The sequence below is a fragment of the Sphingobacterium sp. GQ94 genome, from assembly GCF_059758715.1.
Map to the genome: position 1 here is coordinate 148,261 of NZ_JCAXEC010000002.1, position 15,770 is coordinate 164,030.

The 15,770-nt window shown below is 34.4% G+C and carries 7 protein-coding genes; 6 read left to right on the top strand and 1 reads right to left on the bottom strand.

The genetic code is table 11. From position 1 onward, the window contains the following. The first annotated feature begins 219 nt into the window (after window positions 1–219). From AC6CHH_RS02390 to AC6CHH_RS02400, 3 genes are all read left to right on the top strand, one after another. Window positions 220–3,351 carry a two-component regulator propeller domain-containing protein gene (locus tag AC6CHH_RS02390; RefSeq protein WP_498279346.1) on the top strand — a complete coding sequence of 1,044 codons (3,132 nt, stop codon included), beginning with the start codon at window positions 220–222 and terminating at the stop codon, window positions 3,349–3,351. A gap of 3 nt (window positions 3,352–3,354) precedes the next feature. Further along, window positions 3,355–4,164, top strand: a complete 810-nt coding sequence (locus tag AC6CHH_RS02395; protein WP_498279348.1) for a response regulator transcription factor — start codon at window positions 3,355–3,357, stop codon at window positions 4,162–4,164. 460 nt (window positions 4,165–4,624) lie between these two features. After that, window positions 4,625–7,210 (top strand): TonB-dependent receptor, encoded by a 2,586-nt coding sequence (locus AC6CHH_RS02400; protein WP_498279350.1) that lies wholly within the window; start codon window positions 4,625–4,627, stop codon window positions 7,208–7,210. A gap of 45 nt (window positions 7,211–7,255) precedes the next feature. On the opposite strand, the gene AC6CHH_RS02405 is transcribed toward AC6CHH_RS02400, so the two are convergent. Further along, entirely contained in the window at window positions 7,256–7,993 is a 738-nt protein-coding gene (locus tag AC6CHH_RS02405; RefSeq protein WP_498279352.1) for a GntR family transcriptional regulator, read from the bottom strand. Between the two features lie 248 nt (window positions 7,994–8,241). On the opposite strand from AC6CHH_RS02405, the gene AC6CHH_RS02410 reads away from it, so the two are divergent. Genes AC6CHH_RS02410 through AC6CHH_RS02420 form a run of 3 tightly spaced genes read left to right on the top strand, consistent with a single transcriptional unit; the run spans window position 8,242 to window position 15,764 of the window. Continuing rightward, a complete protein-coding gene (locus tag AC6CHH_RS02410) occupies window positions 8,242–10,029 on the top strand; it encodes a class I mannose-6-phosphate isomerase (protein ID WP_498279354.1) in 1,788 nt (595 codons plus the stop codon). A gap of 29 nt (window positions 10,030–10,058) precedes the next feature. After that, a complete protein-coding gene (locus tag AC6CHH_RS02415; RefSeq protein WP_498279760.1) occupies window positions 10,059–11,369 on the top strand; it encodes an MFS transporter in 1,311 nt (436 codons plus the stop codon). A gap of 3 nt (window positions 11,370–11,372) precedes the next feature. Continuing rightward, entirely contained in the window at window positions 11,373–15,764 is a 4,392-nt protein-coding gene (locus AC6CHH_RS02420; protein ID WP_498279356.1) for a GH92 family glycosyl hydrolase, read from the top strand. Window positions 15,765–15,770: the final 6 nt, after the last annotated feature.

The following is a 15,770-nucleotide window of genomic DNA, read 5'->3' on the forward strand; positions in this document are numbered from 1 at the left end:
AATTGTTGCGAGTTTTTCGGTTAGTTTATAATTATTGTCAAAATTACATAGGAAGTCAAAAATAAAATTGTCTTATTATCTCATTTTGTTGCGTATTTGTATCAGTTAAATCTTAAAAAGAACTATCGGACAGCAGTATGGTTTAACGAGTTGTCCATATCTATGAACTAGAGTTGATGATTCCTTCCATCGGTAGAGAAAAATATTTAAATTGTCCTTATGATACCAAAACCTTATCAATTCATAATATCGCTGATTCTTCTTTTCTGTTTTTTTTGTATTGTAAAACAGGCTGAAGGTCAATCCATTAATTTTGATCATTTAAACAATGCTGACGGTCTATCTAACAATGCGGTAATATGTAGTGCACAAGATAAAAACGGGTTTTTATGGTTTGGAACCAAGGATGGTCTAAATAGGTTTGATGGTTATAGATTTAAAAAATATTACAGTGATAACGAGAGTAATAATGGCTTAATAAGCAATTATATAATTTCGTTGTTTGTTGATCAAGATAATCAGCTTTGGATCGGTTCTGATCGTGGGTTGTATAAATATAACCCGAGGGTTGATAATTTTGAAATTATTCATGGAACTGAAAATGACGAAATAATTGAAATTGAAGAGGATAAAAATGGAAATATCTGGTTTATTTCGAATTTTAAACTCATGCAATTCATTAAAGAATCTAACAAAGTTCAACCTTATTATGATTCGAATAAACGAGCTGCAAAATCCATTACCGTTGATGTTAATCAAGAGATTTGGGTGGCCACTTTTTCTGAAATTTTTAAAGTTAATTCAAATATTACTCATCCCTTACCTAAACCTAATATTGGAACCATAAATGTAGAGTCTTTGAGGTTCTGTGCTAATGGAAAACTTTGGATAGGAACTCAACAACATGGACTTTATTGTATCGGAGTTGATGATGGAAAATACACGCACGTTTTACCCTTTATTGATCAGGAAGTAAATCTATTTGTTCGGGACATCCAAATGGTTCATCCTTATTTTCTTTGGATAGCTACCGAAACTGGGTTAGTCGTACTAGATATTAGAGATAATTCTTACCGACAATTTAATTATGAACTAGATAATCCATGGAGTATTTCAGATAATGCACTCTATACAATAACATTAGACCACCAGGGAGGCATTTGGATTGGTTCCTATTTTGCTGGTATTAATTATTACCATCTGAAACATAATCTATTTCAAAAAATTATTCCTAGAAATTCTACGAACTCTATTTCAGGTAGAGCAATTCGAGAAATAATTTCTGAATCATCTGGTAATTTATGGATCGGTACGGAAGATAATGGCCTAAACTATTACGATATCAAAACGAATAAATTTCAGCATTTCTCTACAAATACTGGTTTATCTGATAATAATATACATGGCCTAGCCATAGTGGGTGACAGCTTATTAATAGGAACATTTAATAATGGTTTAGATGTTATGAATATCCATACAAAAAAAATTATTGCTCAGTTTAATACCCAGAATACGGGTGGTGACTTGGGAAATAATTTTATCATGAGCATTAACAAAACAAGAAAAGGTCAAGTTTTAATGAGTACGCCAAGAGGATTGTATCGTTTTACTCCAGGAGTGAATCAATTTAAAACTGTGCATGGTGTCCCAGATTCGATTTTTTACACATCGATTTTAGAAGATGATCAGAATAATATTTGGTTGACAACCTGGAGAGACGGAGTATACTATTTAAATGATAGGTATAAAATTATTAAAATTTTTAAACACAATCCAAATGATTCATTAAGTCTGAATAGTAACCGAACCAATCGAGTTTATCAGGATTCCAATAACAATTACTGGATAGCTACTGAAAATGGGATTTTTGTTTGGAACAAAATAAATGGAATCGTAAAAAGGTTCACAAAAAGAAATGGCTTAAGTAGTAATCTTATTTTTACAATGGCTGAAGATTCAAAAAAGAATTTATGGATTTCCACAAGCTATGGATTAACGTGTATAAATATTGATAATTTCAAATTAAGTGTATATAATCAAGAGTATGGTTTGTCCAATTTACAATTCAACTATAATTCATTGATGAAGGATCCAAGTGGGAACCTATATTTTGGTTCGACAAATGGACTCATTAAGTTTCATCCTGATTCAATCTTTAGATACAAAGCAAACCAAACTGTAGTTCCGATATACATGAACAATTTGCGATCGTCGAAAAAAGAATTTTTCTTTAATGATATACCTAATAGTCAGCAAATCACCTATATTAAGTATCCAGCAATTAAATTGGCCCATGATGAATCGTCTTTTCAGATTGAATTTGCAGCGTTAAATTATGTAGACGCAGCCTCAACCTCCTATGAATATAGGTTAAATGGTTTTGATTCTGAATGGAAATTGTCTCGTATTAATCAAATATTCTTTTCGAGAATTCCTCCTGGAAATTATGAACTTATCGTTAGAGCTTTGGATAGTCAAGGAAAAATTATTTCCAAAGAATTACGACTTAAAATAACTGTAGAAAAACCTTTCTGGGCGAACGGATACGCTTTACTGGTCTATGGATTTCTTTTCCTTTGTGGTTCTTATTTTGCATTTAGTTATTTTAATAATCGGATCAAAGTTAAAAATAGGATGGAGTTAGCTAAAATTAATTCTATCAGAGAGAGTAAGTTATATCAAGCCAAATTAGATTTCTTTACACAAGTAGCTCATGACATTAAAACACCTCTAACCTTAATAAAAGCCCCTCTTGAAAAGCTAATTAAACAAAATAATATAGGAGACGAAAAATCTTCCAGATTGCTCAACACCATGCAAAAAAATACCGAAAAATTAGTACAACTGACAAATTCTATATTGGATTTTCGAAAAATTGAGGTAGGAGGGAATACGTTACAGTTTAAATGGATTGACGTTTCTTCCTTAGTAGATAATTTTGTGATGGTCTTTCTCCCGTCTTTTGAAATTCGGAATATAGAATTGACTAATCAGTCTGAAGCAGCCATTTCTGGATATATGGATGCAGATGTAATCACTAAAATCTTAGAAAATTTATTTTCAAATGCTTTAAAATATGCGCAACGAAAGGTTATTGTACAAAGCTTTGTTGATGTAGAATTGAATCAATGGATTTTTAAAATTAAAAATGATGGAAGTGTTCTATCAAATGCTGAATCAGAATTGATGTTTAAACCTTTCCATAGATCAGCCAACCACGTTCATATTGAAGGATCAGGCTTAGGTCTTGCATTGGCACATTCATTTGCGCAATTACATAAAGGGGATTTGCACTATGTGGAAAATTCAGAAAATTTAAATATATTCGTTTTAGCTATTCCATTGACGTAGACCATGAGTACCAAAACTGATTTCATAAATAAAAATATTATTTTGTTAGTGGATGATCACCAGGAAATTTTAGATTTTCTAAGTGATGATCTGGAAGAGAATTATATAGTTATGCAGGCATTAGATGGTATACAAGCTTTAGAGATACTTGAGAACAAAACTGTTGATCTTATTATAAGTGATGTAATGATGCCTAATATGGATGGATTTGAACTTTGTTCAAAGGTAAAATACAACCCCAGATTAAAACATATCCCTTTTATCATCCTTACGGCTAAAAATAGTGTGAAGGCCAAAATTGAAGGTTTAGAATTTGGAGCAGATGCCTACATTGAAAAACCTTTTTCTCCCTCCTTCTTGCAAGCACAAATCGGCAGTTTGTTGAAGAATAGGCTTTTCTTAAAGGAACATTATGCAAATTCGAGCTTCTCTGAAAATCCGTCTCATTTTCCTGTATTAGAGCCTGATTTTATGGAAACGCTGCAGCAACTTATTTTAGATGAGTTAGATAATCCCTCTTTATGTGTAGAATACCTAGCCACAAAATTAAATGTAAGTCGCCCTACTTTATACAGGAAGATTAAAAATGCATCAAATTTATCGCCTCATGAACTAATTGTTAACATAAGACTCAACAAAGCCTCAGAATTATTGAATATAGGGAACTATAAAGTATATGAAATTTCTTCTATGGTTGGGTTTAGTTCTTGTTCATTATTCAGTAGAAATTTTCAAAGACATTTTGGCTACAGTCCAAAGGAATGGGGACTGAGATTCAGCCATAATCGGTATTTTAAATTTACTTACGGGTAAGTTTGTTTTATTACATTTTTGCCACTCTTCTCAATTTTAAAGGTTGAAAATCACTCGTCTTGCCTAAGACAGTGACCCAATTTTTGCTAAAATAGCCTTTCAATAACTATATTTTCATAACTCCCATGTTAATAATATTTTACTCGCTGAAAATCAATATGTTATTTATTTAAGTATATATAATCTATGTATTTAGTAGATTTAATAATAAATACTTGTTACATTTGAAAATAATTAGGTTATAACTTAAAGATTCAACTGAAGAGAGAAACATGTTTTGTGTTTAAACTGGAAAGGCAGATATATTTCCAACTGACTTCCTATGATTTCGCAACACTATAATTTTCTGTTCCAGGTACTGGAATCCGTTAATGAAATTACCTATACAATATCATTTAATACAACGAGAAATTCAAAATGAATCTATTTCTACCATTTTTTCAACTTAACACAAACTAGCATGCAGTTAAAACACTATCAATTTCGACTTTATGGAATCCTTGTTTTATTTAATCTTTTGAGCTTCGGACTATTTGGTCAAAAACCCAAGGCAATTGTGAATGCAAATTTATCTGGGAAAATAATTGATTCACTATCCAGACTGCCATTGGAGGGGGTTACATTAAAATTGGATCAAATCACACATCAGGTAAAAACCGACGATAAAGGAGAGTTTAATTTTGTGACTGGTCAAAAATTGCCACTTAAACTAACAATAACCAGAATCGGATACAAAACAAAGCAAATGGTTGTTGGTGATTCACCTATTACTATCTTATTAGTACCAAATTCAGAACTGATCAGCCAAGTAGTTGTGACCTCACGTCGAAGGGCTGAAAAATTACATGATATTCCTATTCCAATAACCACAATAAATGGTAAGGCAATCGAAGACGCAGGAACATTTAATGTTAACCGTGTTAAGGAAATGATTCCTAGCGTCCAATTATATTCATCAAACCCCAGAAATACGACATTAAATATTCGAGGGTTAGGATCTACATTTGGACTAACCAATGATGGCATTGACCCTGGCGTGGGATTTTATCTAGATGGTGTATATTTAGCTCGCCCAGCGGCGACCGCTTTAGATTTCATCGATATAGAACAAATCGAAGTATTAAGGGGACCTCAGGGGACCCTTTTCGGTATGAATACGACCTCAGGTGCTTTTAATGTCACTTCCAGGCTTCCAAAATTTGAGCCTGAATTGAATTTTGAACTATCCTATGGGAATTATGGATATATTCAGGCAAAAGCGTCAGTTTCAGGACCAATTAATGAAAAACTTGCTGCTCGTATTTCTTTCTCAGGAACGCAAAGGAATGGAACGCTAGAAAATCGATTTACTAATCGAGCCATTAATAGCACAAACAATTTAGGTGTAAGAGCTCAAGTGTTATACAAACCCAATGATCAGGTGAATGTGTTAATTGCAGCGGACCGAAGCCTCCAACAACCTGATGCTTATGGTTGGGGAATTGCTGGTATCGTAAATACTAAGAGAGCAGATTATCGCCAGTTTAACCGTATCATTGAAGATTTAGGCTACAGTCTACCATACTCCAATGCGTTTGAAAGAAAGGTAGATTTGAATACTCAATCAAAGGCTGATAATGAATTGGGAGGTGTTTCAGCGAATACAAATATAAAGATTGGAAATGGAACGTTAACCTCTACAACTGCATGGCGCTATTGGAAATGGACCCCATTGAATGACCGAGATTATTTAGGTCTTCCTGTATTCACTATCTCAGCAGGTAACTCTATTCATAATCAATACTCTCAAGAATTTAGATATTCGGGTGACTTAAATGAGAACATTTCGGCGGTAATAGGTTTATTCGGTTTATATCAAAATTTAGAGACAGATCCAGTTCATACGGAAGAAGCTGGTTCATCTTTATGGAGGTTTGCAAAGAATTCGGAAAGTGATAAATGGGAAACTCCAGGTTTATTTGATCATTTTGGAATTAAGACCAAATATGGTTTAAAAACTACTAGTTTAGCACTGTATTCTCAGCTAGATTGGGCAATCACACCTAAACTACATATACTTCCGGGTTTGAGATTCAATTATGACCATAAAACAGCCAACTATAATAGACAGACTTATGGTGGGCTACAAACAGATGATCCTGAATTAATTGCATTAAAAAATTCTGTATATACCAATCAAGAATTTGATACCGATGTAGCAGCAAATAATCTCTCCGGTCAGTTATCGCTTCAATACAAGTGGACGAACCAAATCAATACATTCGCAACATTTGCTTTGAGCTATAAGCCTATAGGCATTAATGTCGGAGGATTACCAACCTCACAAGGAAAGGTCCTTCTAGATCTTGCAAGGGTTAAACCAGAGAAAGTTCAGCATAAAGAATTTGGAATAAAAATGATTCCCTATGAAAACAGCATCTTAAATTTAACATTATACCAGACTGATATTAAAGACTACCAAACTTTGGTGCAAACTCCTGAACCTGGAGTTAACCGAGGATATTTAGCCAACGCGGAAAAAGTTCAAGTTAAAGGCGCGGAACTTGACGGCTATCTTCAGATAGCTAATTTTATTAAATTAAATGGAGCACTAGCCTATACCAATGGAAAATACATTAAATTCACAAATGCACCCGTTCCTTTAGAAGAGGTGGGAGGGAAAGAATCATTTAAGGATATTTCATCAGGTAAATTGCCTGGGATATCCGAATGGTCAACAACGTTTGGAGCTGAGATTTCCCGAAATGGACATTTGATAGGAATTAATGGAGATTTTTTTGTTGGAATTGATCTATTTTACAGGTCTAAATTCTCTTCCAGTCCCTCACCTTCCAAATATTTAAATATTGATGGATACACATTGTTAAATTCCCGAATTGGCTTTAGGGCGAAAAATGGGTTCACAATTAGTGTTTGGAGTAGAAATTTAACGAACAAAAATTATTACGAACAATTATTAGCTGCACCGGGTAGCTATGGGCAATATGCAGGTGTACTTGGGGATCCTAAAACATATGGGATAACTTTAAGGTATAAACTAAAATGATTAGTCAATAAAGTTATCCCATAGAGAATTGAGAAAAAGTTACCTTTAGTTCTCTCTAATGCTCTCAACAGTATACGTAAAGCTTTCAGCCTTATAATATCCTAAATTAAACTCAATAGGTCTATCGGCTTGATCGTAGACGTATCGTTTTCTATATAAAATAGGGCTGTTTGCATTTACTTCCAGTTTATGAGCTATGAATTCACTCGCCTGAATGGCTGTTATTTCTTCTTTAGATTTATAGGCAATTATGGAATGTTCCTTTTCTAACATTTCATAAAGTGGCATTTTGAAATCTTCATCTCCACTTAGGTTCACCCTTGGGTGAAAATAGGATTCGAAATAAACAAAAGGACCTTCAGCTGTCCCTCTTAACCTAACGAGTTTTAATACTTTCTTATCTTTTTTTATGTCAAAAAAATTGGCCAATTCCTTATCCGGTGTTATCCAACTAATATGCAACTCAAAATTTTTGATTGGAATTCCCCTAGCTACCATTTCCTGTGAAAAGCTTAACCAATTTTTTGACTTAGAGCTAATGGGTTTATTTTCAGTCACCCAAGTTCCCACTCCTTTTTTTCGAGTTAACAAACCTTCATAAACTAACTTGTTTATTGCTTGACGTAACGTAGTTCTGGATATTGCTAATTGTTTCGCTAAATCAATTTCATTGGGCAACAACCGACCATTCCTAAATTCGATAGAATCGATCAATTTTCTGAGAAGCTCTTCAACTTGGTAGTGAAGAGGGATAGGGCTGGAATGATCAATTTGTAACTTCATTATTTAACAATTTGTTGCAAAAATAATATATTAATCTCATTTGAACATAATGTAGGTACATTTTGACTTTAATATTGAAATTATTTTTCAACATTTCATTTTTTTTGAAAATATAATTTATATACTTGTACATACAATCCTAAATACAACACCTTTTATATCTAGTAATTAACTATTTAATATCCTTAATAAAGAGTACAATATTAGATTTTAATATGTACATACATTACGACAAATAAATAATAAAAATGCCAAAGATTAAAAGAAAATCTAATCAAAAACTGATGCCTAAAAAAGTTAATAAGGCAAACCTATTCAGCAAATCCTATAATTTATATCCTTTTCATTCTTTAGGGGAAGGTAAAATTCTTAAGGATTATAATTCACTTGCTGAGTGGATCGCATCAAATAAAAACATTAAAATTGATGGTTATGTAGGCGTAAGCTGGGATTCTATTGAATCAAGTTTAACAAGGGAATTCGAGAATAAAGGACTTAGTGTAAATTTCATAAAGACTCATGACTATTTAAAATCTACAACTGAGATCGATTCATTAGTTAGACCATTCCTTGGCGAGGAGAATTCAGTTTGGGGGAAAAGTACTGATTTGAATTTAAGCGATTTCTATCAGGTGGATAAAATGAAAGACGTAAAACCAGATACTTCCTTTGATTTGAATATTATCCTGGGGATTGGATCTTCACTCATTAACCTTCCTTGGCCAACAATTTATTTCGATTTGCCCAAAAACGAGTTGCTTTATAGGATGCGGGCAGGTTCAATAAGTAATTTAGGAAGCAATAAAATTGATGATGCAGCAAAAATGTATAAGCGATTTTATTTTGTCGATTGGATTGTATTAAATAAACACAAACAAACGCACTTAGATAATTTTTCAATTTTTGTTGATTCGCAGTGGAATGAGAGTATCTCTTGGATATTTTCTGCAGATCTTTTTCAGGGTTTAAAACAAATGTCAACTTCAGTATTTAGGCCAAGGCCATGGTTCGATCCTGGAGTTTGGGGTGGACAATGGATGAAAAATAATTTAGAAGATTTAAGTTCTGAAGAGGATAATATTGCATGGTCTTTCGAAATAATTGCTCCAGAGAATGGATTAGTTTTTGAAAGTGATGGGAATTTGTTAGAGGTTAGCTTTGATACCTTAATGTTTAGAGAAGCTAATTCAGTATTGGGTCGAGATGAAGAACGTTTCGGTACTTATTTTCCTATCCGATTTGATTTTTTAGACACCTTCGATGGCGGTAATCTATCGATTCAATGTCACCCTGCTTTAAGTTATATTCAGAGGGAATTTGGCGAACAATTTACTCAAGATGAAACCTATTATATCATGGATTGTACTTCGGATGCGGTTGTATATCTCGGGTTTCAGGAAAACATTAATTCAGAGGAGTTTAGAAATGCCTTAGATCAAAGTTATAAGAATGAAACAAAAATTGAAGTTGAAAAATATGTTCAGACCTTTCAATCCAAAAAACATGAACTTTTTCTTATCCCTAATAAAACGATTCATAGTTCAGGCAAGAATAATATGGTCTTAGAAATAAGTGCTACCCCGTATATATTCACATTTAAAATGTACGATTGGTTACAAAAGGATAATCAGGGTCATCCCAGACCAATTAATATAGACCATGCCTTTAACAATCTAGATTTTGAGAGGAAAGGAGAACGGATTTCAAATGAATTTATTTCCAAGCCAAAAGTGATCCAAACCGGTACAGATTGGGAAATTGTACATTTACCGACACATGCAGAACATTATTATGATGTGCATCGATTAGAATTTGAATCAGCGATTAGTCTAAATACCAACAATGAATGTCACTTGATGATTCTGGTAGAAGGTTCATCGATTGAAATTGAAACGAAAGACGGAGCACTTGCAATATATAACTATGCAGAAACCTTTATCATCCCTGCTGGAGCTGAAAATTATACACTCAGAAACCTTGGGCCTATAAAAGCAAAGGTAATTAAGGCCTTTTTAAAAAATGAAATTCAAATCTGACAATCATGGAAAAAACAAATTTATTCCTAATGATCGTATGTTGGATAGCTGCAATAGGAGGGTTTCTTTTCGGATTTGATATGGCTGTTATTTCTGGAGTTTTGCCTTTAATGCAGCAACAATTTGATTTATCTTCTGCGCAGGAAGGATGGTTAGTTTCATCAGCATTGCTCGGATGTATTTTTGGAGTTGCAGTTTCAGGTGGATTAAGTGATCGCCTAGGGCGGAAAAAATTATTAATTGTTGCCGCAATTTTGTTTCTCATTTCGGCACTTGGATGTGGTCTTTTAAACGACTTCGCCAACATTATTTGGGCGAGAATTACTGCAGGTATTGGGGTTGGAATTGCATCGAATATTGTTCCCTTATATATATCGGAAATGGCTCCTAAAGAGAAAAGAGGGAGGTATGTTACGTACTATCAGCTTGCTATTACGATAGGGATACTTGCCGCTTATTTAAGCAATTATAGCTTACTTATATATACAGGCGGTTGGATTTCAGAAATTCATTCTTCACTTAGCGTTATCTTTTTTAAAGAAAAATGGCGGGCTATGTTTTTAGTTGGTACAATTCCAGCTTTATTATTTCTGATAGGATTGTTTTTTGTACCTGAAAGTCCTAGGTGGTTAAGTCAACAAAAAGGATTAGATCTTCTAAAAAAAGAACGCAAAATTAAATCACAAAATTCCTATTACGAGCTGTTTTCGCCCGCTATGCGTCGGCCCCTGTTATTGGGCATTTTGTTGCCTCTGTTTTCTCAGTTTTGTGGAATAAACGCGATTATTTATTACGGTCCTACCATTCTAAAAGATGCAGGTGTTAGTTTGGATAATTCTTACCAAAGTCAGATACTTTTTGGTTTAGCAAATATGTTATTCACTTTCATTGCAATTTGGAAAGTAGATCAACTTGGTAGAAGACCACTTTACCTAATAGGCTCATTTTGTGCAGCAGTTAGTCTTCTTTTAACAGGGTTTTTCTTTTTCATTGGGAATGTTGATGGACTTTTTATTTTGGCGACAGTTACTTTATTCTTAGCAAGTTTTGCTTTCTCAATTGGACCATTAAAATTCGTTGTTGCTTCTGAGATTTTTCCAACATCTATCCGGGCACGTGCATTAGGCATAAGTATCATGGTAATGTGGGTTGCGGATGCAATTATAGGTCAATTGACAGCCATTATGCTCCGAGAAATCGGCCTTACATATACGTTCTGGATTTTTGGAATCTTTTGTGTTATTGTTTTTATTTCAGTCTATCGCCTTTTACCTGAAACTAAAGGGAAATCTTTAGAAGAAATAGAATCTTTTTGGAAAAAATCAACTATTAACCAATAAATTATGAAAGCTACTCTTACATTCTTTCTTAGCATTTTCTTTGGATTATTTATAAACCAATCTAAAGCCTCTATTACAGATTCTGTGATTTGGAAAATAGGAAACAATGACAATCAAGCAAATGATATGGCTTTGTTTCCTAAATCATATGATCAATTCCTTAAACAAGATTTCGGATTTGAAGACAACTATTTTCTCATTGGAAAAACAGATACTAAAACGGGTTTTCCATTTGTTTTACCTGGACCAAAAAATAGTTGGGGTGGGACTGGAGGAACAGCGGGTATTCGATCACATTTTATAAAGTTAATTTTTGAATTGGAAGACTTGACTACCTTAAATAACACTCAAAACAGACAGGTGAATGATGGTTCATCCAAAGATCCATGGAATCTAACATTTAACCTTTTAGGAGTGGATCCAAAATATGGTTCAAAGGTAAAGGTATTAGTAAATAAAAAATCCTATATCATTAATTTGGATAAAGGAGATGGATCTGAAACCCCTACCGGTCCTTTTAGTCAAAAAAATGAAAAGGTTTTTGCATTTAATTTACCCAATGAGTTAATAAAGAAAGGCTATAATGAAATAGTAATTACCTCTCTTGATGGTGGATGGATTGCCTTTGACCAAATTGATTTAACTGGAACTTCACATTTAGTTCTAAAATCACCTTCACAGGCATTAATTGGAGATATCAAACCAAGTAAATTCCAGATAGATCAGACGCAGTATCTACTAATTGATGTAATCGATGCCCATGACAGTCCGGTTATGAGCGTACTGTTAGACGGTAAAGAAATTCTTAATCAGCGTCTGGACAATGGTCGATCAATTTTAGAAGCGCCAATGGCAAGTGTTGAATCTGAAAAAACGAGCTCTTATCAGATCTTAATAAACAATAAAGAATATACTAAAGGAACCATTAAAAGGCAAGCTCAAAAGCAAGGAAGTACTGTTGACTACGTAAACACAATGATGGGTTCCGCACATTCAAGATGGATGCTAGCCCCAGGACCATGGATGCCTTTCAGTATGGTTAAACTTAGTCCTGATAATCAGAATAGTGGATGGCAAGCCGGTTATGATCCAACCTTTGAATCGATAGGGACATTTAGTCACATTCATGAATGGACTATGGCAGGATTAGGGACTTTTCCTGTTAATGGAAAACTCATAACACATATTGGAGATCAAGATGGATTACATGGTGGTTATCGTTCGGAAATTGATAAAGGCTCAGAACAGGCACCATTGGGTTATTATAAAGTAGATTTAAAGAAATATGATATTAAAGCCGAATTGACTTCACTTACAAGAAGTAGTTTCCAACGGTACACCTATAACCGAGGAGACACGGGTCGGATAATGATCGATTTGAAAATACCGGCCGAGTATAATTACGAATTACAAGGCGTAAAACTTACAAAGGTTAACGAGTATAAAATAGAAGGAATTAGTCACCAAATTTCCCGAAATGTTTGGTCAGGTGGAGTTGATCAAGAGTATAGTATACATTTCGTGATCGAGTTTGATCGACCTATTGTCAATTATGGCACTTGGCATAATGACACAGTAAGTATTCAAAAAAACCTAGAGGCCCTTCAAGTAAATAATGCAGGTATGTTCGTAGAATTTGAACTTAAAAATAATAGAGCAGTTCAACTTCGAACAGGTATATCTTATGTGAGTATTGAAAATGCAGCCTTAAATCTTCAAAAGGAAATTACTGACCCATTTGGCTGGTCCTTTGATCAAATTATTACTCAAAATCGAAACACTTGGGAAGAATTACTGAATCGAATCGAGATTAATAGTAATAATTTTTTGAAGAAGGAAAAATTCTATACCAATATGTATAGATCGTTAACTAGTCGAAATATTTTTAGTGACGTTGACGGAAGCTGGCGTTCAGCAGATGAGAAAATTCGAAAATTTGCTAATACGGAGGATTTAGCCCTTGGTTGTGATGCTTTCTGGAATACCTTTTGGAATCTTAATCAATTTTGGAATCTGGTTACTCCTGAATGGAGTAATAAGTGGGTTAGATCTCAGCTGGCTATGTATGATGCTAATGGTTGGCTTGCGAAAGGTCCAGCGGGAATGGAGTATATTCCGGTTATGGTTGCAGAACATGAAATTCCGCTGATTGTTGGAGCCTATCAAATGGGAATTCGAGATTTTGATGTACAGAAAGCATTCGAGGCGGTCAAAAAGATGCAAACGGCTAAAGCTCAACCTGTGGAGGGAGGTTATGCAGGTAATAGAGACCTCGAAACATATTTAAAACATAAATATGTTCCTTTCGACGAGGGACGTTTCTCTAACTCCTTAGAGTATAGTTTCGATGACTGGACTGTTGGACAGTTTGCCAAAGCATTGGGTAAACAGGGGGATTTTGAGGTGTTTAATGAGCGGGGTCAGTGGTGGAAAAACGTGATTGATTCAGAGACAGGCTATGCTCGGATGCGTGACTCTAAAGGCAATTGGTTAAATGATTTTGATCCTTTTAAATCAGGAGCGAATGAACATTACGTAGAGGGCAACGCATGGCAACTAACTTTTTTTGTACCTCAGAACATAATCGGATTGTCCGATTTGATTGGACGTGATAAGTTCATTGACCGTTTAGAATGGGGTTTTGAAGAGAGTAATATCTGGCGTTATAATGGTCCAAATGATCAATATTGGGATTATCCTGTGGTACAAGGTAATCAGCAATCTATGCATTTTGCTTATTTATTTAATTGGGTTGGTCGACCTTGGTCTACCCAAAAATGGAGTCGTTCAATTGCAGATCGCTATTATGGTTCTGGTCTTTCGAATGCCTATCTAGGAGATGAAGATCAAGGACAAATGAGCGCTTGGTATTTAATGAATGCTATTGGACTTTTTCAAACGGATGGCGGTACACGGGTAAATCCAATATATGAAATAGGAAGTCCACAATTCGAAAAAATAACCATACATCTCGGCAAACAATATAACAGAGGTGAAAAATTTACAATTGAGGCCAAAAATACAAGCCAAACCAATATATATGTTCAACATGCCGAGTTAAATGGCAAGCCGTTATATGATTTTAAATTTCCTGCATCTGAGTTGTTAAAAGGAGGTAGCCTAATCCTTGAAATGGGCCCCCAACCTAATAAAAATTGGGGTTTAGGAGATTTGAGATCCATAATAGATTCGGATGATCGTCTTGATACAGTTAAAGAAAAAGCAATTAAGCTGGTCAAGAGTGGTTTTACTGCAGGCGATGGTTATAGTGAGGTTTGGATTCGAGATTATAATACTTTCATCACTTTGGCAAGTATCGTTCATGATCCAGAGCAAACCAAAGAAAATTTACGTGTGTTCTTCAGACTACAAGGCAAAGATGGGAATATTATAGATGGCTTTGTTCCCAAAAAAAAAGCATTGAGTTCAAAGATCGGTTATCAATATATCCATTCTGATCTTGAACCAAATTTTGCTGGGCATAAAAATACGGTAGAAACCGATCAAGAATCTTCTTTAATTCAAGCTGTCTATAAATACATTAAAGCAACTGGAGATCGTGAATTTTTAAATGAAGTCATAGGTGGTCGTACAGTTAGTGAACGATTAGAATTTGCAATGGAATTTTTAATGAAACATCGTTATAACAGAAAATATGGACTGTTATGGGGTGCCACTACTGCCGATTGGGGAGATGTTCAACCTGAACACGATTGGGGTGTTTATCTTGATGAGAATTCGAATTTAGCCATTGACATTTATGATAATGCGATGTTTTTGATTGGTATTGATAATTATTTGGAGATAATACCCCAAAAGTCTGGAAAATGGCAAAAAATTAGAAAAAGAATAGCGACCAACTCAATGAAATATTTATGGGATCAAAGTAGACATAAATTCAAGCCTCATATATATTTAGGGAAATCTCCATTCCCATCGAATTTTAATGAAGATGAGATATTTTATCATGGAGGAACTGCTATTGCAATTGAGGCAAATTTGCTCTCAAAAGAACAAGCCGAACAGTCTTTTGATAAGATGATTGAAAATGTCCAAAAATCTGGAGCTCCTTCAGTGGGATTAACACTTTATCCAACTTATCCAGCGGGGAGTTTCAAAAACAAAGGAATGTTCCCTTATAATTACCAAAACGGAGGAGATTGGACATGGTTTGGAGGACGAATTATAAAACAAATGATCAGAAATGGTTTTGTTCAACAAGCCTATGACCAACTAATCCCTATGCTGGATCGAGTTATTGCTAATAAAGGATTTTACGAATTTTATTCCATCGACAATAAACCTAAAGGTTCTGGTCAGTTCCGAGGTTCAGCTGGTGTGCTCTATGATGCCATAGTGTTGTTGGAAGAACACTTTACAACTAACCCCCAATAAATTATG

Excerpts from the sequence above, each read along its gene's own strand:
- AC6CHH_RS02410 (WP_498279354.1), top strand. The coding sequence starts at position 8,242 with ATGCCAAAGATTAAAAGAAAATCTAATCAAAAACTGATGCCTAAAAAA.
- AC6CHH_RS02400 (WP_498279350.1), top strand. The coding sequence starts at position 4,625 with ATGCAGTTAAAACACTATCAATTTCGACTTTATGGAATCCTTGTTTTA.
- AC6CHH_RS02415 (WP_498279760.1), top strand. The coding sequence starts at position 10,059 with ATGATCGTATGTTGGATAGCTGCAATAGGAGGGTTTCTTTTCGGATTT.
- AC6CHH_RS02420 (WP_498279356.1), top strand. The coding sequence starts at position 11,373 with ATGAAAGCTACTCTTACATTCTTTCTTAGCATTTTCTTTGGATTATTT.
- AC6CHH_RS02390 (WP_498279346.1), top strand. The coding sequence starts at position 220 with ATGATACCAAAACCTTATCAATTCATAATATCGCTGATTCTTCTTTTC.
- AC6CHH_RS02395 (WP_498279348.1), top strand. The coding sequence starts at position 3,355 with ATGAGTACCAAAACTGATTTCATAAATAAAAATATTATTTTGTTAGTG.
- AC6CHH_RS02405 (WP_498279352.1), bottom strand. The coding sequence starts at position 7,993 with ATGAAGTTACAAATTGATCATTCCAGCCCTATCCCTCTTCACTACCAA.